16 protein-coding genes and 1 pseudogene are annotated in these 18725 nt (G+C 48.1%); 5 read left to right on the forward strand and 12 right to left on the reverse strand.

The annotated features are described in order from the left end of the window. Window positions 1-5: 5 nt before the first annotated feature. The 6 genes and pseudogenes from ABWW03_RS08705 to ABWW03_RS19970 form a co-directional block, all read right to left on the reverse strand. Window positions 6-1151 carry a DegT/DnrJ/EryC1/StrS family aminotransferase gene (locus ABWW03_RS08705; RefSeq protein WP_353407708.1) on the reverse strand — a complete coding sequence of 382 codons (1146 nt, stop codon included), beginning with the start codon at window positions 1149-1151 and terminating at the stop codon, window positions 6-8. Window positions 1152-1155: 4 nt separating this feature from the next. Beyond that, entirely contained in the window at window positions 1156-1890 is a 735-nt protein-coding gene (locus ABWW03_RS08710) for a class I SAM-dependent methyltransferase (RefSeq protein ID WP_353407711.1), read from the reverse strand. Between the two features lie 3 nt (window positions 1891-1893). After that, window positions 1894-2742 carry a glycosyltransferase family 2 protein gene (locus tag ABWW03_RS08715; RefSeq protein WP_353407712.1) on the reverse strand — a complete coding sequence of 283 codons (849 nt, stop codon included), beginning with the start codon at window positions 2740-2742 and terminating at the stop codon, window positions 1894-1896. Window positions 2743-2797: 55 nt separating this feature from the next. Further along, the gene (locus ABWW03_RS08720; RefSeq protein ID WP_353407714.1) at window positions 2798-4690 is read right to left on the reverse strand and encodes a hypothetical protein; all 1893 of its coding nucleotides are present in this window, start codon (window positions 4688-4690) and stop codon (window positions 2798-2800) included. A gap of 97 nt (window positions 4691-4787) precedes the next feature. Further along, window positions 4788-5090: a pilin gene (locus tag ABWW03_RS08725; RefSeq protein ID WP_435372753.1), complete on the reverse strand. Its 303-nt coding sequence runs from the start codon at window positions 5088-5090 to the stop codon at window positions 4788-4790. A gap of 35 nt (window positions 5091-5125) precedes the next feature. Next, window positions 5126-5237, reverse strand: a pseudogene (locus ABWW03_RS19970) (pilin); the annotation flags it as partial. Between the two features lie 367 nt (window positions 5238-5604). On the opposite strand from ABWW03_RS19970, the gene pilB reads away from it, so the two are divergent. The 5 genes from pilB to yacG are packed head-to-tail and all read left to right on the forward strand — an operon-like array spanning window position 5605 to window position 10291. Beyond that, window positions 5605-7323 carry a type IV-A pilus assembly ATPase PilB gene (gene pilB / locus ABWW03_RS08730; protein ID WP_353407716.1) on the forward strand — a complete coding sequence of 573 codons (1719 nt, stop codon included), beginning with the start codon at window positions 5605-5607 and terminating at the stop codon, window positions 7321-7323. A gap of 18 nt (window positions 7324-7341) precedes the next feature. After that, a complete protein-coding gene (locus tag ABWW03_RS08735) occupies window positions 7342-8544 on the forward strand; it encodes a type II secretion system F family protein (protein WP_353407717.1) in 1203 nt (400 codons plus the stop codon). Between the two features lie 9 nt (window positions 8545-8553). Then, complete coding sequence (locus ABWW03_RS08740; RefSeq protein WP_353407718.1) at window positions 8554-9414, forward strand: prepilin peptidase; 861 nt, start codon at window positions 8554-8556, stop codon at window positions 9412-9414. 6 nt (window positions 9415-9420) lie between these two features. Then, window positions 9421-10029: a dephospho-CoA kinase gene (coaE, locus tag ABWW03_RS08745; protein ID WP_353407720.1), complete on the forward strand. Its 609-nt coding sequence runs from the start codon at window positions 9421-9423 to the stop codon at window positions 10027-10029. A gap of 34 nt (window positions 10030-10063) precedes the next feature. Beyond that, the gene (gene yacG / locus ABWW03_RS08750; protein ID WP_353407721.1) at window positions 10064-10291 is read left to right on the forward strand and encodes a DNA gyrase inhibitor YacG; all 228 of its coding nucleotides are present in this window, start codon (window positions 10064-10066) and stop codon (window positions 10289-10291) included. Window positions 10292-10328: 37 nt separating this feature from the next. Here yacG and mutT read toward each other — a convergent pair whose 3' ends face one another. The 6 genes from mutT to ftsZ all read right to left on the reverse strand — a co-directional run bounded on the left by mutT (window position 10329) and on the right by ftsZ (window position 18689). Continuing rightward, window positions 10329-10733 (reverse strand): 8-oxo-dGTP diphosphatase MutT, encoded by a 405-nt coding sequence (mutT, locus tag ABWW03_RS08755; RefSeq protein ID WP_353407722.1) that lies wholly within the window; start codon window positions 10731-10733, stop codon window positions 10329-10331. Window positions 10734-10793: 60 nt separating this feature from the next. After that, on the reverse strand, window positions 10794-12011 hold the full coding sequence (argJ, locus tag ABWW03_RS08760; protein ID WP_353407723.1) for a bifunctional glutamate N-acetyltransferase/amino-acid acetyltransferase ArgJ: 1218 nt from the start codon (window positions 12009-12011) through the stop codon (window positions 10794-10796). A gap of 181 nt (window positions 12012-12192) precedes the next feature. Beyond that, entirely contained in the window at window positions 12193-14880 is a 2688-nt protein-coding gene (secA, locus tag ABWW03_RS08765; protein WP_353407725.1) for a preprotein translocase subunit SecA, read from the reverse strand. 152 nt (window positions 14881-15032) lie between these two features. Next, window positions 15033-15968, reverse strand: coding sequence for a M23 family metallopeptidase (locus ABWW03_RS08770; RefSeq protein ID WP_353407726.1), 936 nt, complete (start codon window positions 15966-15968; stop codon window positions 15033-15035). A 453-nt stretch (window positions 15969-16421) separates the two neighbouring features. Then, the gene (lpxC, locus tag ABWW03_RS08775) at window positions 16422-17333 is read right to left on the reverse strand and encodes a UDP-3-O-acyl-N-acetylglucosamine deacetylase (protein WP_353407727.1); all 912 of its coding nucleotides are present in this window, start codon (window positions 17331-17333) and stop codon (window positions 16422-16424) included. A 186-nt stretch (window positions 17334-17519) separates the two neighbouring features. Further along, the gene (gene ftsZ / locus ABWW03_RS08780; protein ID WP_353407728.1) at window positions 17520-18689 is read right to left on the reverse strand and encodes a cell division protein FtsZ; all 1170 of its coding nucleotides are present in this window, start codon (window positions 18687-18689) and stop codon (window positions 17520-17522) included. Window positions 18690-18725 lie beyond the last annotated feature (36 nt).

Genomic DNA, 18725 nt, shown 5'->3' on the forward strand with positions numbered 1-18725 from the left:
CACCACTAATCCAGCAGCTCCCTAAGAGACAAAACCACCCTCATTCGTTCACTCTCACTTAAAGATGCGGAAAAAGGTAAACTAATTGTTCTCTCGCCAAAATCATCCGCAATCGGGGTGTTATAAATACCTCTAAAACGAGATCGGTAATAAGGTTGCGACATTATGCTTTGATAGTGAACACCCGTTCCAATCCCACGCTCATGTAGTTGAAGCATAAGTTGATCACGCCCTATTCGCGCCCCATCCTCAATTAACACGGGAAACAGGTGGTAACTTATTCTACTGTCGTGCTCATGATGTCGAGGCAACTCGATAGGCAAATCAGTAAGTTCAGATTGATAGAACTCATAGCACTCTTTCCGTTTCTTCCAGGCATGTTCTATGCGGGCAAGCTGGTGAATACCTACTGCCGCCTGTAAGTCCATCATGTTATATTTAAAGCCGGGCTCAGCAACATAATAATGATTATACCCATCATCACTAAAACGCCCCCAAGCATCGGCGCTCATACCATGTAGAGAAAGTGTTTTTATGCGCTCAAGGGAGTCAGGGTTTCTCGAATAAATCATGCCTCCCTCCCCTGTGGTAATATTTTTAGTCGCATAGAAGCTAAAACAAGAATAATCCCCAACCAAGCCCAATGGAGTATCTTTATAATACCCCTCAATCGCGTGAGCACAGTCCTCAATCAATACTAAATCAAACTCATCGCACAAACGTTTGATCTCAGTCATTTCGCACGCAACCCCAGCGTAATGAACAACCACTATCGCCTTTGTCGAATCAGAAATTGACTCTCTAATTAGCGTGGGATCTATATTGTAATGGGGTAAGGAGACATCCACGAGTACAGGTGTAGCACCAGTGTTAACTATGCTATTCACTGTCGCGCAGAAAGTAAGGCCTGTCGTGATAACTTCATCACCAAAACCTACGCCAGCTGCCAACAAGGAAAGATGCAGAGCTGCAGTGCAGGAATTCAGAGCTGCAACACTTCCTTCCGGCATGCCTTTATACTTAGCAAAATCACTTTCAAAACGCTGGACTTTCGGCCCGGTTCCAAGCCAGCAACTCCTCAAAGAGTCAATAACCTCGGCGATCTCTGCCTCTTGAATATCAGGCTTACCAAAAACGATATAGTCACTCATGGACTCACCTTTTAATTGCCGTTATAAAAATTCCAGTAGCTCCCCTATTATCAGGAAGATCAAGAAATGAGCCCAAATAGCCGCACAGATTGGCCAGCAATATCACTGGCAATACCCATACTAGATTGAGCAATGCCAACTTATAAACTCCTGATTTTGCTAATAGCCATTCAGATATACCGACAGAGAAAAATAGCGCTCCAGATTCCACAGTATTGCCTCGAAACTTAAGCTCCTTAACCTCAAAGCCTGCAGACTGAATCAGCACTTCCAATCCGTATCTAGTCCAACGTTGAAAATCACGAGGTTCGTCATGTAGAGGGTACATAAATGGAACCCCCATTATGAGCTTCCCTCCTGACTTCAAGACTCTACGAATCGAATTCAACGCATCAGCAGGAGCATCAAGATGCTCTAATACATCTAACAGAACAACAGAATCTGCAACTTGATCTGCAAAGGGCAATGCATGTGCATCACCATATACCTGAGGCTTCGAGCCATACCAGTTAACAGCTGTTTCGTAATAGTCCAAGCTATAAAATGACTCTACGCGAGAATCGTCCAAGTCTTTGAGTAGATCAGCATTTCCAGAACCGACATCAAAAACAACGCCTTCGCAAGCACCTCTAACCAAGCTCCTCTGCTCAGCCACCTGCCGATAAACCAACCACTGCGGATGAAACGGAGTATTACGTACGATATCAGCCGCCTTCCTTAAGAACCCACCTTTGGCCATAGCTTATTTCTTATAATATAGAGTAGAAATTTGTTCAGAAATGAGACCCATCAAAAATATGACAACAGATGTCACCAATAGCAACACACCCATATTCGTAAACCGCCCTGTCGTAATGAAGGTGTATAGGTAATACGAGCCTCCTGCGAGAGAGAAAACCACGGACAGTAGGCTAAATAGTTTTAGGGGAGAATAGAGTGTCGCAATTTTAAATATAATCAGCAGAAACTTGATTCCATCTTTAAACAAATTAATGTGGCTTTTGCCTTCCCGCTTTAGCACATCAATCGATTTAAACCCAACACTATAACCAGACCTTAAAAAAGCCATGGTCGACGTCGTTGGATATGAAAACCCATTGGGTAACAGATAAAGGAATTCAAGAAATTTTTCACGATTCACGACTCTGAATCCAGACGTCAGGTCTCGAATTTTCCGTTCCGTCATCCAGCTTGCAAACTTATTGTATATGCCGTTTGCAACATGCCGGAACCAGCTCGCCTGACCAGAAGAATCGCGCGCGCCAACCACAAGATCATATCCTGATTTATACATATCCAAAAGCGAACTAATTTCACAAGGCTGATGCTGACCATCAGCATCCATAAACACAACAACCTCACAAGATGCAGCCCGAACACCCGTCTTAATGGCGGCTCCATTACCCATGCTGTAAGGGTGGCTAATACAGGTTACATTATTATCTTGACATACTTCGATCGTATCATCACTAGAACCATCATCGACAACAATGATTTCATTTACTGCATCTATCCTCTTAAGCTCAGGTAATATTCTAGACAAGCCCGCTTGTTCGTTTTTTGCCGGAATTACAACTGAAACTTTAATCATCAACTTCTCCAAGTCAGACACTGACAGGCCTGTTCAAATAACTTTCTACCTTGATTCACTTAAGCAGCTCAGACTTGAACAACTCTAAGTACTCACTTTGTGCTTCGACTTGGAGGCTATATTTAATATTGGATTTAATATCTTCCAACAAAGCAAGCGCCTCTTCATTTCTTCCCAGAGTGGCAAGCAGCTGCACTATTCTGACAGACATTTGATAATTGGGGTCGACCACGCTTTGCATATCCCTCAAAGCAGCTTCTAAATCGCCCAAATACAGCATAATCTCAGACCTGAGTGACAATATATTGCCTTTATTACTCGCATACTTTGGGTTTTCAATCAGCAAGTCCAACAATTCCACCAGCGTCAAAACTTGATAACCAGAACAACCTTCTTTGTCACTAGCTCGCTCGAATAAATCTGATATTGCGCCTATTGCTCCCATTGACACCTGTGGTTTTTTTGCGAGCAAAAACAACTCTCTGCTAAACGAATACTGAATAACATCTGGGTACAAGCAGGAGTACTCCAACTGCAACAGCTTAACTGTCAGATTGTCGGAAAAATCCTGATCAAGTCTCGACAACTCATGTTTAACGCTATTTATTTCGCCGTGGGTTTGGTAGAGATATATCATCATTTCTCGAGCACGAATGGAATCGGGACGCTCTATTGTATACAAATACGCTAATCTTATAGGCTCCCCCCACAGCCTTACAAGGTAGTTCCCTTGCGCCAATAGCAATGCGACATAGCAAAACCCCAAAACAACTACTAGCGACCTCTTTGCCTTACCAAACACCTCAAAACACAGTTTGTACAAACCAACACCAAATGCAAACCAGAGAGCAAAACTTGGTAAGTAGTTACGATGTTCAAAATACAGTTCTAGAGGAAGACTTGTCCCCTCTAAAAGATGACCACCAAAGTACCAGGCAATTACAAATACACCAATGCGGGCGCGCATTTTTATAAAGGTTGCAAATACTGCCAGAACCACCAACAAAGCTGCCACTGAAAATGCAGTGGCAGGCTCCAACAAATTCCTACTAACTGGATGATTTTCATGATACAGACCCAACTCGGAGACTCTGGGCAGCATGATTTGTCGAGCATACTCCCAAACAATCACAGCTTGGGACATAAGCCGTTCATAAACGGTAAAGTCTCTTACCGCGTAGAAGTCCTCAGGCTTAAACAACAAACTAAAGAGATAAAATAAAAACCCAAAAAATACAACAAAAAGCGGCCAGCGTACTATAAGAACAAAATTTCGATTGCAAACAGGGTTTGAGGCTTCCAACCAGTAATCTACAACCAGTAAATATACAATGAGCATGAATGCCGTCTCTTTAGAATAGAGCCCCAGCACTCCAGAGATTGGGACAAGCACACAAATCAATACTAGACCAACTGCGCTCCTCCCCCTCACTAACAAAAGCCTCCCCCAAATGAACAACAGTAGCGAAACCAGCACAAAGGTACTCGACAACAATGTCATCCGCTGGACTACATATAATACTGAAGACACCTGTATTGGGGCACCTCCCCAAAGGAGAGCAATCAGAAAAGCCAGAAAACAAGCTCGCTTGTCCTTCCATTGATAAGGGCCATGCTTCAACAACAAGAAAGATAGTGCGAATACACACAGGCAATTCAACGCATGGATAAAAATATTGGCAGCAATAAAATTTCGAGCGAGAGGCCAGCTATCCGCCTGCAGCGCAAAAGATAGCAAACTCAGAGGGCGCCCAAGTGGGCCAGCCTGCCCATTACCAATAGCATACAAAACACCATCGGATTTAACTTCTCTAAATATCGAAGGTAAATTACTAAAATCATCTAACCAGTAACCGCCGCTCAGTCCGGGCAAGTAAAAAGTAACCGATAGCACAGCAAGCAATAAAGCCAAAAACGCTTTCAGGTAAAATGTCTTAGCCGAGTTCATTAATTACCTCAGGGAAAAAGCAAGTCAAACAAAAATTTTAAGCATAAAAAAATCCGACCTAGGCCGGATTTTTATTAGAACTGCAAAGCAGTTTTGATTAGAAGTCGCGACAGTCAGCCGGCAAAAACTTATTAGGAATTGTGCCTTTACCACACTGGCTAGTCAGCAGGCCGCTAACAGTAGACCACTTCATTAATACAGTTTTACCATTGATGTTTGCGCCAATGCCAGTACGCATAGTAGCAGTCATAGTCAGCTCACCAGCACCACCACCAGAAATTGCAATTCCCTGTACATATTTACCGGAAGTTACTTTAGGACCAGCGTAATCTTCAAATGAAGCCATCGAAGTAGGCAGTAAACCAGTATCAGTAAAGAAGGCACTCATATCGATTTTCATGCCGCTCAACAGCGCCACTGGCTCAGCAGTTTTGGCGCGAGAGTTGTAATCTTGATACGCTGGCAAAGCTACAGCCGCCAAAATACCGATAATCGCAACTACAATCATCAGTTCGATCAAGGTAAAACCTTTTTGAACAGTCTTCATCATTTATTTCTCCGTAAAAAGTAGATCAGGTACCGACCATAAAGCATAGCCCGTGCCAACTTTCAAAATATAGACCACAAAGCAGGCATATCAAGGACCTCACCTTAGAACAAGCCAAAACAAAAGTGTGACACAGTTCACATGACGTGACACAAATTGTCAGGTTGTGGCAAACTGGGTACTTTATCTTTGCCTATGCAGCCTTTTTGCGTAAAGCGACGCTATACTACACCTAATTTCATTTCATAAATATGATGAAATTCTAGCTTTCACATAGGCTTATCATATAAAGTTGAATTATATTGTAAGTATTTGATCGAATATGTAATTTTCCCGATCAACCTTTAACCTATATTGGAATGGATCAATGTCGGCGGACGCCCCACAGTTAAGCGGCCTAGCCCAGCGCCTAGTTAGAGATAAACTGATTTCACTCGAAGAGGCCCAAGAAGCCGTTGCCGAAAGCAAGGTAGAGAAAGAACCTCTTGTTCAGTATTTAGTCAAACGCAACATTGTTGGGGCTTCTGCAGTGGCTTCTGCGGCAGCAGATGAGTTTGGCACCCCTCTTATTGACTTGGATGCCTTTGCCGTTGATGCGGCCCCCAAGGATGTCGTTGATAAGCAACTGATCGTGAAACACAGCGCCCTGCCGCTCTACCAACGAGGCAATCGCTTGTTTCTGGCAATGGCCGACCCTACCAACATTCGCGCCCTCGATGAAATCAAGTTCAATACCGGCATGGGCACCGAAGCCATTCTGGTTGAAGCCGACAAGCTTTATTTAGCCCTGGAGCGTTTTGTCGCCAGTGCGGAAGACAGCCTCGGTGACCTTGGGGATATGGACGATGACTTCGATGGCCTAGTCCTCGAAGAAGAAGGTGGCTCCGACCTGGATGGCTCTGATGATGAAGAGGTCGATGAGGCCCCTATCGTCCGCTTTATCAATAAGGTCCTACTGGACGCAATCAAAGGCGGAGCCTCGGATATTCATTTCGAGCCCTACGAAAAAGCGTACCGCATTCGCTTTCGCACCGATGGGGTATTGCACGAAGTCACGAAACCACCAACCGCACTTGCAACGCGCCTTGCTGCCCGTCTAAAAGTGATGTCGCAAATGGACATTTCGGAACGACGAGTTCCTCAAGATGGCCGTATTAAGATGCGGATATCCAAGACCAAGGCGATTGATTTTCGCGTGAACACACTCCCGACATTGTTTGGGGAAAAGATCGTATTACGAATTCTGGATCCGAGCAGTGCACAACTGGGTATTGACGCGCTGGGCTATGAGGACTTCCAGAAAGAGCTGTACCTCGAAGCCTTGCACCAACCCCAAGGGATGATTCTGGTAACCGGCCCAACAGGTTCAGGAAAGACGGTTTCCCTCTATACCGGTCTGAATATCCTCAACACCCCCGAACGCAATATTTCGACGGCGGAAGACCCTGTGGAAATTAACCTGGAAGGGATTAACCAGGTTCAGGTGAATAACCGAGTGGGGCTGACATTTGCGGAGGCTCTGCGCTCTTTTCTTCGTCAGGACCCCGATATTGTTATGGTGGGCGAGATTCGAGACTTGGAAACCGCAGAAATTGGCATTAAGGCGGCGCAAACCGGGCACTTGGTTTTGTCCACTCTGCACACCAATTCTGCACCCGAAACTTTGACCCGTTTGCTCAATATGGGCGTGCCGGCCTTTAACGTGGCCACCACCGTCAGCCTGATTATCGCCCAACGACTGGCCCGACGTTTATGTCCTGAGTGTAAGGAAACAACGGAAATTCCCGAGGATATCATGACCGATGAAGGCTTTGATTCCATTGGCATTCCAAAAGAAGAATTTGAACTCTATAAAGCTGTGGGCTGTTCGAAATGCTCTAACGGCTATAAAGGTCGAGTCGGTGTTTATGAAACCGTGAGAATTACCCCTAAAATCTCATCTCTTATCATGGAAGGGGGAAATTCTTTGCAAATTGCCAAGGTTGCCGCAGAAGAGGGCTTCAATAATTTGCGAATATCAGCACTAAGGAAAGTTGCCCAAGGCCTAACCAGTCTTGAAGAAGCTAACCGCGTTACCAAAGATTAAGCTTAGGAAGCATACACAATGGCGGATACCATCTTTTTATACAAAGGTACCGATAAGAAAGGCAAGGTCGTTCAAGGCGAGCTAAAAGGTGCGAGTACCGCTTTGGTAAAGGCCCAGCTTTTACGCCAGGGTGTTAAAGTTAAGACGGTTCGCAAAAAGCCCAAACCGTTATTTGGCGCCGGCCGAGCCATCAAACCCCAAGATATTGCTGTATTTACTCGTCAGATGGCCACGATGATGAAAGCGGGCGTACCTTTGGTACAGAGTTTCGAGATTGTTGCAGAAGGTGTCGACAATCCTCGCCTCGCCGATCTCATCAATGAAATTAAAGACGGCGTTGCCTCTGGTAGTGGGTTTGCCACCTCCCTTCGCCAGCACCCAAAGTATTTCGATGATTTGTTTTGCAGCCTGGTAGAGTCCGGTGAACAGTCGGGCGCCCTGGAAACCATGCTCGATCGTATCGCCACCTACAAGGAAAAAACCGAGGCCCTGAAAGCCAAAATCAAAAAGGCAATGACCTACCCCATTGCGGTTTTGATAGTCGCGTTAGTGGTGACCGGTATCCTTCTAGTTAAAGTTGTACCCCAGTTTGCTGAGACTTTCTCGAGCTTTGGTGCTGATCTCCCTGCTTTCACGCTTTTCGTTTTAGGCCTGTCAGAGAAAGTCCAAGAGATTTGGTATCTTATTCTCGCCTGCATTATCGCGGCGGTATGGTTATTTGCACAAGCCAGAAAGCGATCACAAAAGTTTTCTGACGGCGTCGACAGAGTCATACTAAAGCTCCCGATTATAGGCAACATTGTTTACAGTTCTATTATTGCGCGTTTCTCGAGAACCTTAGCAACAACGTTCTCCGCAGGTGTCCCTCTGATTGATGCACTGACATCAGTTTCAGGTGCCGCTGGCAATGCCGTTTACCGCGACTCTATCCTGAACATCCGCGACGATGTGGCAACCGGTATGACCATGAACAGCTGTTTACGCAGCGCAGGCATATACCCCTCCATGCTGATTCAGATGACCGCGATTGGTGAGGAATCCGGTTCTCTGGATGAAATGCTCGACAAGGTTGCTATCTTCTTTGAAGAAGAAGTAGACAATATGGTCGACAACCTGACCACACTGCTCGAGCCTATGATCATGGCCATTCTAGGTATCCTCGTTGGAGGCCTGATGATTGCTATGTACCTCCCCATCTTCCAACTGGGTCAAATCGTATAAGGCCAGGCCATGCTGCAAGATGTATTTACACTGTACCCCGGCTCACTCGCCGGGGTTGTTGGTATTTTGGGTCTGCTTGTTGGAAGCTTCCTGAACGTCGTCATCTACCGACTCCCCAAAATGCTCGAACGGGAATGGAAACATAGTTGTTGTGAAATTCTCGAACAGGATGCGCCTGAAGATTCTGACACCTTCAACCTCATCATACCCGCATCCACCTGCCCGAGCTGCCAGCACAAGATTCGCGCCTGGGAAAATATTCCCGTCGTTAGCTACCTCTTTCTGCGCGGACGCTGCAGTCAATGCGAAAATCCGATCTCCATTCGCTACCCCATTATTGAAGCCGTTACTGCACTGCTGTCTGCCGTGCTGGCTGTGAAATTTGGCTTTAGCTGGCAACTCGCTGCGGCCCTTCTGCTCACCTGGTCGCTGATCACGCTTACCATGATCGATATCGATACACAGCTGCTGCCAGACAATATTACTCTTCCCTTGCTTTGGCTGGGGCTTATCGTAAATAGCCAAGGGCTGTTCACTGAGTTACCCAATGCCTTATGGGGTGCAATTTTTGGCTACCTCAGCTTGTGGTCTGTCTACTGGGCCTTCAAGCTGCTCACGGGCAAAGAGGGTATGGGTTATGGCGATTTTAAATTGCTAGGCGCTCTTGGAGCCTGGATGGGCTGGCAAGCACTCCCGTTGACCATACTCCTGTCATCTGTCGTCGGGGCTGTTATTGGTATCGCTGGCATTATGATCATGGGTAGAGATAAGAACGTTCCCATGCCCTTTGGTCCCTACTTATCCATCGCCGGCTGGATTTACTTTATGTGGGGCGATAGCATTGTGGCCTCCTATCTCAGCCTGATATAAATCGCTATGCCTGAACACACCATGGTCGTCGGACTCACCGGCGGAATCGGCAGCGGAAAAACCGCTGTCTCAGATCGCTTTGCCCTCAAGGGAATTACGGTTGTCGACGCCGATATTGCTTCAAGAACCATTGTAGAGCCGAGTAAACCCGCACTTTCTGAGATTGCTGCCCATTTTGGCACAGACGTTATCCTGGGTAACGGCGAGCTGAATCGCGCCCGACTTAGAGAGATTGTTTTTGCCGACCCGAACCAACGCGAAAAATTGGAAGCCATCACCCACCCCCGCATTCGTGATGAGATTATTAGCGGTATCAAAACCGCCCAAAGTTCCTATGTCATTTTGGCTTCGCCATTATTAATGGAGACAGATCAACACCAGATGTGCGACCGAATCCTGCTGGTGGACGTCCCCGAGGATATTCAGCTCAAACGAGCCAGTGCACGCGACGGCGTCAGTATTGAGCAAATCAAAGCCATCATGGCTGCACAAACCAGTCGCGACAAGCGCCGTGAAAGCGCAGATGATATTATTGTGAACGATAAAGATTTGGACTGGCTGGATCAGGAAGTCGGGCGTCTGCACCAGACTTATCTAGCCCTGTGTCAAGCCTGAGTCTGAAACACACTTTATTCAGGAAAACGCCATCATGAGCAATGATATCAGCCTTCAATGCCCAACCTGCAAAAAAGAAGTGAAGTGGAACGATGATTTTCCGCAACGCCCATTCTGTAGCGCTCGCTGCCAACTGATCGACCTGGGCGAGTGGGCCAATGAAAGCCACAAGATTGCAGGCTCTTCAGTCTATGAGGACATGTTGAGTGGCGACCTGGAAGCCGCATCCATGATCAACCCCGGGGACAGAACCGAACACTAATCCGGCGTTGAATACGTTTCTTTCTCCTGACCAACCTCTACAACAAGGTCTCTCCCGTCTGCAAACGCTCAATAATTGCGACGTTAGCGGCGGGAAATTCGTACTGTTCGAGCTCGGATAACGGCACCCAACGAAGCTCCTGCCCCTCGACACCGCGCGCCTCACCCTCAAACTCGGTAACCTGCCATATATCCAGAAACACCTGCTTGTCGCCGTAGTCATGCTTTACCTCCATCAGAGGAGAAGCTCTTGTTACTTCGATCGCCAATTCTTCTCTCAGCTCGCGAGACAAACCCAATAAGGCCTCCTCGCCAGCTTCCAGCTTGCCCCCCGGGAATTCCCATAGGCCGCCCTGATGCAAATGCTCAGGGCGCTTGGCCAGGAGTATTTCCTGATTTTGCCCCCAGATCACACCCACCATGACGTGTATCTGTTTTTTCATTGCTGGCTTACCCACATTTTCTTTGCCCTTGCACGCTATTCTCTCATCAAGAACAAAACACTATGAGCGATAATCCGCGTTAATGGTGACATAGTCATGAGATAAGTCAGTGGTCCAAACCGTTTCAGCACAGTCTCCACGGTTCAAGTCAATGCGGATGGTGATCGACTCCTGGTCCATTACCTTCTGGCCGGCTGCCTCAGTGTAATTCTCTGCACGACCGCCGTTCTCAACAATAAGAACATCATCCAGGTGAACTGTTACTTTCTTATCGTCCAGACCATCTACGCCCGCGTAGCCAATAGCCGCCACAATGCGTCCCCAGTTGGGATCACTGGCAAACAACGCCGTTTTCACCAGCGGGGATTGTGCGACGGAATACGCCACATCCAGACATTCCTGCTGCTCGGCACCACCAAGAACTTCAATGCTGATAAATTTCGTAGCGCCTTCACCGTCAGTAACGATGGATTTCGCCAGCTCAATCAATACCTTTTCTATTACCAGGTAAAGCGCTTGTGCCTGGGCACTGCCGGCATCATCTATATGAGGCAACTCTGCGGTACCTGTCGCCATAAGCATGCAGGCATCGTTTGTAGACGTGTCTCCATCAACCGTAATTCGATTGAAAGACGCATCCGCCGCGCGCGCCACCATGTCCTGCAAGACCGTGTCACAGACATCAGCATCCGTAGCGATGTAAGCCAACATGGTTGCCATGTTCGGCTTGATCATACCCGAGCCCTTGGCTATGCCAGTCACAGTGATGGTATGACCATCAATATCTAACTGCTCGCTCACACCCTTGGGTCGCGTATCCGTTGTCATAATCGCTCGGGCAGCGGACTTCCAGCCATCCTCCTCAAGCGCATCCATTGCCGCAGGAATACCTGTCAGAAGGTGTTCCATAGGGAGCAGCTCACCAATAACGCCAGTAGAGAAAGGCAGCACTTGCTGTGTTTGAGTGCCGGATATCTCGGCCACTTTGGCGCAGCTCGCTAAAGCATCGGACAAACCTTGCTCACCAGTGCATGCGTTCGCGTTGCCGGAATTCACCAACAGATAGCGAATATTACCGGGCAAATGAGATTTACAAACGGTAACGGGTGCCGCACAGAACGCATTCTGGGTAAATACACCCGCAACGCTGGAATTAGGCCCCAATTCCATTAAAAGAAGATCATCACGATCGGTGTAGCGAATATTGGCCGATACCGAGCCCAAACGAAGGCCCTTGACCGGGTGCATTTTAGGGAAAGGAAAACTGCCCACTGCCATTGGTGAAACCTGCTGTTATCTTTTTGTTAATTGCCGCACATTGTAACTGGAAGTCGCCGGACTTGCTTCACGCATAAGTGGCAAAAGAAAGAAAAAAGGCAGCATAGATCTCCCAATGCTGCCTTTCAATCGTACAAGAACTGTGGCCAAGAACCTGTCGACCACAGTGACGCCAGGATACCTAGCTTAATTTACCGTGGCACTGCTTAAACTTCTTACCTGAGCCACACGGACAAGGATCATTGCGGCCCACTTTCGCCCCCTGGCGAACATAAGGAGTCTCGGCCTCTTCAGGATCGAATTCTGTTTCCTCTTCCAATGCGGACGCGGAAGCATGCTCCAGTTCCATCGCCTGCTGCTTCAGGGCCTCGAGTCGCTGACGCTCCATTTCAGCAACTTGTTCTTCACTCATCGGCTCAACACGGAACAAGACTCGAATCACTTCATGCTTCAAGTTATTCAGCATTGTCTCGAACATTTCGAAGGACTCACGCTTGTATTCCTGCTTTGGATTTTTCTGGGCATAGGCGCGTAAGCCAATGCCCTGACGCAGATGATCCATGTTGGCCAAATGCTCTTTCCACAAGACGTCCAGAACTTGCAGCATTACTTGGCGCTCAATATCGCGCATGGCTTCGCCCACACGCTCGCACTTTTCACCATAAACCGTCTGCAGTTCTTCTGTAATACGATCGCGAAGCTGCTCTTCATCCATATGGTTGTCTTCATCCAACCAAGCTTGCAAGGGCAGCTCAACACCAAACTCATTGTGAATATGCTGCTCCAGACCGGGCACATCCCACTGCTCTTCCACACTCATGGGCGGAATAAAATCAGCCACAACATCATGGATAACATCCGCACGAATTGCCGTAACCGTTTCAGCGATATCTTCGGTTTCAAGCAGCTCATTGCGCTGGTTGTACACCACCTGACGCTGATCATTAGCCACATCATCAAATTCCAGCAATTGCTTACGGATATCGAAGTTGCGTCCTTCTACTTTACGCTGGGCTTTTTCAATGGCATTGGTCATCATCTTGTGTTCGATGGCCTCACCTTTTTCCATATCCATGGCCTGCATAAAACCACGCAAACGATCGGAAACGAAAATGCGCATCAGATTGTCTTCCAGAGACAAGTAGAAGCGTGAGAAACCCGGATCACCCTGACGACCCGCACGACCACGAAGCTGATTGTCGATACGACGGGATTCATGACGTTCGGTACACAGAATATGCAAACCACCAGCGTCCAATACGGCTTGATGACGTCCTTCCCAATCCGTTTTCACTTTATCGATGTCGGATTCGCTCGGGTTATCCAATTGAGCCAGCTCAGCTTCCCAATTACCACCCAACACAATGTCGGTACCACGGCCGGCCATATTGGTGGCAATCGTGACATGCCCCGGGCGCCCGGCCTGAGCCACAATCTCTGCTTCCTGCTGGTGAAATTTCGCGTTAAGAACTTTGTGTTCAATACCGGATTTCTTCAGGCGCTTGGACATTTCTTCCGAGGATTCAATTGAAGCAGTACCAACCAGTACCGGTGCATTGCGCTCCTGACAATCCTTAATATCTTCCACTATCGCGTCGAACTTTTCTTCCGTGGTCATATAAACCAGGTCGTTCAAGTCCTTACGCTGAATTTCTTTGTTTGTAGGGATAACCACTACATCCAGACCATAAATCTGGCGGAATTCGAAGGCTTCAGTATCCGCAGTACCGGTCATACCGGAAAGTTTCTGGTAAATACGGAAATAGTTCTGGAATGTGGTCGATGCCAGGGTCTGGCTTTCCTGCTGGATCGTAACTCCTTCTTTGGCCTCCAAAGCCTGGTGCAAACCTTCTGAGAGACGTCGCCCGTGCATAGTACGACCGGTGTGCTCATCAATCAGGACCACTTCATTGTGCTGAACAATATAGTCAACGTCTTTCTGAAACAGCATATGGGCTTTCATTGCCGAATGCACATGATGCAATAGGGCAAGATTGTTCGCGGCGTACAGGCTTTCATCTTCGGACAGCAGACGCTCTTTAATCAATAAGTCTTCGACCAATTGATGACCCGTTTCGGTCAGCTCAACCTGGCGGGACTTTTCATCCAAGGTGTAGTGCGTCTCGGTTTCCAGCTGAGGGATCAACTGGTTCATTCGGCGATACAATTCTGAACTGTCTTCCGCGGCACCTGAAATAATCAATGGCGTACGCGCTTCATCAATCAGAATCGAATCCACCTCATCCACTACGGCAAAGTTAAGAGGACGCTGGGCCTTATCTTCTCTACGCAAGGCCATATTGTCGCGCAGGTAGTCGAAACCAAACTCATTGTTGGTGCCATAGGTAATATCAGCGCGGTACGCATCATACTTATCTTGTGGGTCTTGCTGGGAATGAATCACACCCACCGTCAAACCCAAGGCTTCATAAAGAGGGCGCATCCAATTGGCGTCGCGGCTGGCCAAGTAATCGTTCACCGTAACAATGTGCACACCCAAGCCAGACAAGGCATTCAAATAAGCAGGCAAAGTCGCTACAAGGGTTTTACCCTCACCTGTGCGCATCTCCGCAATACGGCCCTCATGGAGGGTGATCCCACCAATCATCTGTACATCGAAGTGACGCATACCCATGACACGATGGCCGGCTTCGCGTACTAGAGCAAAGGCTTCAGGCAGGATCGCATTCAAGGTTTCACCCTCGGCCACACGCTCTTTAAAGCTCGCCGTTTTCTCCTTGATCTCAGCATCGCTGAGGGCCTGCATACTTTCCTCAAACGCATTGATCTTCTTAACCAATTTGCCCATGCGCTTCAATTCGCGGCTGTTTTTGGTGCCAAATACCGCTCTAACCAGCTTGCCTATCATGTTGTTTACCAATTCCTACGGATGTCCCCTTCATATGGGGGCAAAAAGTCTCAGTTTAAAGCCGCTCAGCGCGGCAAATTCAAAAAGGTGCCAAGTAAACCGCAAGCGGCCTGCGGGCGCAAGCTCGGGTTTATCTTGTTCGAGGGAAGGTGCTATCGGTGGGTTCGGTGAATATAGGAGGCCGGATCGACCGCTCGACCGTTCTTATATACTTCGAAATGCACGTGAGGGCCAGTGGAACGACCGCTGGTACCCATGGCGGCGATGACGTGGCCTTTTTTCACCACATCGCCAACCTTAACTTTGATATCGCTGTTGTGACCATAACGGGTTGAGAAACCTTCGCCATGGTTAATTTCAACCAACTGACCGTAACCAGAACGCTCACTGGCCCAAGTGATCACACCCGCTGCCACAGAAATAACCGGAGAGCCCATCTTGCCAGCAAAGTCGACGCCATTGTGCCAAGCTACTTTGCCATTGAACGGGTCAGTACGACGACCAAAGCGCGAGGACATCCAACCTTTGGTGACCGGGCGTCCAGCCAGAAAGATGTCTTTTTCAATTTTACGTTTGGCCATCAAGGCGTCGAGAATTTCCAGCTGCTGTTCACGATCTTCAATCTGATGACTGAGCTGATCGATAGCATCAATAAACTGGGGGGGTTGATAAGCTTCGCCAATCGCCGTTGACTCAGGGCCACCCACAGCAGGAGCGCGACTGAAATCGAATTCACCCTTATCCAGCTTGGCAATGCTGGTCAGGCGCTCGCCCAATGCATCCAGGCGCAGCAAGCGGGCCTGAAGCTCTGCCATACGCAAGGTCAGTGCTGCGACTTTTTCACGCGCATCACGACCAGCTTCTTCAATATCTTGTTTCTGCTTTACGAGTTCTTTTTGCCAGGCTCGGCGGGAATCGGCACTGAGGAATTCATTTTCTGGGCTCATCTGGCTGGCTTGCCATAGCCAGTAGCCACCCACGGTAGCGGGCATGCCCAACAAACACAAAGACAATAGCGCAACACTCCACGCACCAACGGTAAAGCTGCGCGTGCTGCCATGATTCTTGCTGACCAGAATAACTTTCATACATCTAAGCCGCTACGTCAAAAACACTATCTATCATCTTGTTTTACGGCCAAAAGCCGCTTTTTATTAGTGTTCAATTTCAAGATCTGAACGTAAAACAAAGCCCTTACCCGCTCTCATTGGCAGGCAAACGACCCTGAGATAAATAAAACTGGTGAAACCACCTCGGCGTGGAAGACAATACTCCACACGCAATGGGCAAAGCCCTATTCTTCTACTTATTGCTTGCGCACTGCTTCGTTCTATCAACCTTCTCTGTCGACTCCCATTACGGAACGACCACTAGAGAAAAGGTTTGGGCCTGCCATCCATTTGCTAGGTATTACAACAAGTTTAGGCTAAGAACCCCACTAATTCCTATTTGATAATAAAGAAATAGCGATTTATGTCAAAAATGCGGGGGCATCATTGCGAATTAGACACCCTCATACTGTGATTTTCAGCACAAAACAATTAAAACGACATGACCGGCTTCATATAGGAAATCGGCGCCGTGGTTTCATCTTCAAATGTCACTACTTCCCATGCATCATCTTGCTCCATCAACTGGCGCAAGGACTTGTTATTGAGGGCATGGCCGGATTTATGGGCTTTAAACTCACCAATCAGGCTGTTGCCTAACAGGTAGAGGTCGCCAATGGCGTCTAAAACCTTATGCTTTACAAATTCGTCTTCGTAGCGCAAGCCATCTTCATTCAGGATGCGATACTCATCAACCACAATGGCGTTATCCACACTGCCACCTTTGGCAAGGCCTTTGGAGCGCAGATATTCAATTTCATGCATAAAACCGAACGTACGCGCCCGGCTGACTTCTTTCACAAAAGATGTGCTGGAGAAATCCACCGAGGCGTCGAGCGTGTGGCCTTTAAAGACCGGGTGATCGAAATCGATACTAAAGGAGACCTTAAAGCCATCAAAGGGAAGGAAACTGGCCGTTTTGTCTCCCTCAGTCACAGTCACAGGTCTTTTAATGCGGATAAACTTTTTAGCGGCATTCTGCTCGGCAACACCAGCAGACTGTAAGAGAAACACGAATGGACCGGCACTGCCGTCCATAATAGGTACCTCGGCGGCGCTCACTTCGACAATGGCATTATCAATACCAAGGCCGGCCATGGCGGAGAGCAAATGCTCTACTGTCGAGACTCTTACACTGTCTTTAACCAGTGTGGTCGATAAGGTGGTATCCCCGACATTCTCAGCTTTCGCTTCTATTTCAACGACCGGGTCCAAATCAACCCGTCGAAATACAATCCCCGTATCAATGGGTGCCGGTAACAATGTCAGGAAGATTTTCTCCCCGGTATGCAAACCAACCCCGGTGGCACGAATTGCATTTTTTAGCGTCCGCTGTTTGATCATATAGGTCTACCGTCTCACACTGGCCCTAAAAGGGGCGCATACTAACAGAAAACCATACCTGGCGCCATTCCTCACCCAAATAGAGGGCGAAACTCTGGCGCAGCTACACAATATGGCTACCAAGTTCATCACTCAAAGCAAACCTGTTTAAAATTTAAACAGGACTTTGACACACGCTCAGTTGTTTCAGTCTGCCTGACGGCGCAAGAATGCTGGAATATCCAGATATTCCATATCCTTTTCTTCCGTCAGAGGATTCGCATCAGCCGACACGGGTTGAGCAGCCGCTCGTTGCCTCATGGCGGTTGGCTTATCCAGTTCTGCGTAATTAGGCTGACCATTAGGACGACGGGTATTATCCACCACAACTTTGGTCTCTGCCGGCTTGGCTGCCTGGGCTGCCGCACCTAATCCGGTAGCCACGACTGTAACGCGCAGCTCTTCTGACATCTCAGGATCGATAACAGTTCCCACGACAACCGTTGCATCGGCAGAAGCAAACTCTTCGACGGTATCACCCACTTCGGTAAACTCACCCAAGGACAAATCCATACCGGCGGTGATATTCACCAGAATACCGCGAGCGCCCTGCAGGTTCACATCTTCCAACAACGGAGAACGAATTGCGGCTTCAGCCGCTTCACGTGCACGGTTTTCACCCGTTGCGTGGCCAGTTCCCATCATTGCCATGCCCATTTCAGACATCACGGTGCGAACATCAGCGAAGTCCACGTTGATCATACCCGGACGGATAATCAAATCAGCAATACCTTGAACCGCACCCAACAGCACATCGTTCGCTGCTTTGAACGCGTCCAGCAATGAAGTCGTGCTACCCAAAACGGCCAACAACTTTTCATTTGGAATGGTAATCAAAGAATCAACACACTCCTGCAATTCTTTAATACCCTGGTCCGCTACAGTAATGCGCTTACGCCCCTCAAACGGGAAGGGCTTGGTCACAACTGCAACCGTAAGAATACCCAGCTCGCGAGCAACTTCGGCAACAACCGGTGCAGCGCCGGTTCCCGTACCACCGCCCATACCGGCAGTAATAAAGACCATATCTGCGCCACTGATCACATCAGCGATGCGCTCACGATCTTCAACGGCGGCCTGGCGACCAACTTCTGGATTGGCACCTGCACCCAAGCCTTTGGTCAAACCATTGCCCAGTTGCAGTACCGTACCCGTTTCGACATCTTTCAAAGCTTGCGCGTCAGTATTTGCACACACAAACTCTACACCATCAACATGATTGGCGATCATGTGCTTAACGGCATTACCACCGCCACCACCGACACCAACAACTTTAATTACCGCACTCTGCGGTACACTATCGACGAGTTCAAACATGATTTTCCCCTTTGTTTTTCCTCAGTAACACTTTTA

It is taken from the genome of Pseudoteredinibacter isoporae (assembly GCF_040372805.1).
GTDB lineage: Bacteria > Pseudomonadota > Gammaproteobacteria > Pseudomonadales > Cellvibrionaceae > Pseudoteredinibacter > Pseudoteredinibacter isoporae_A.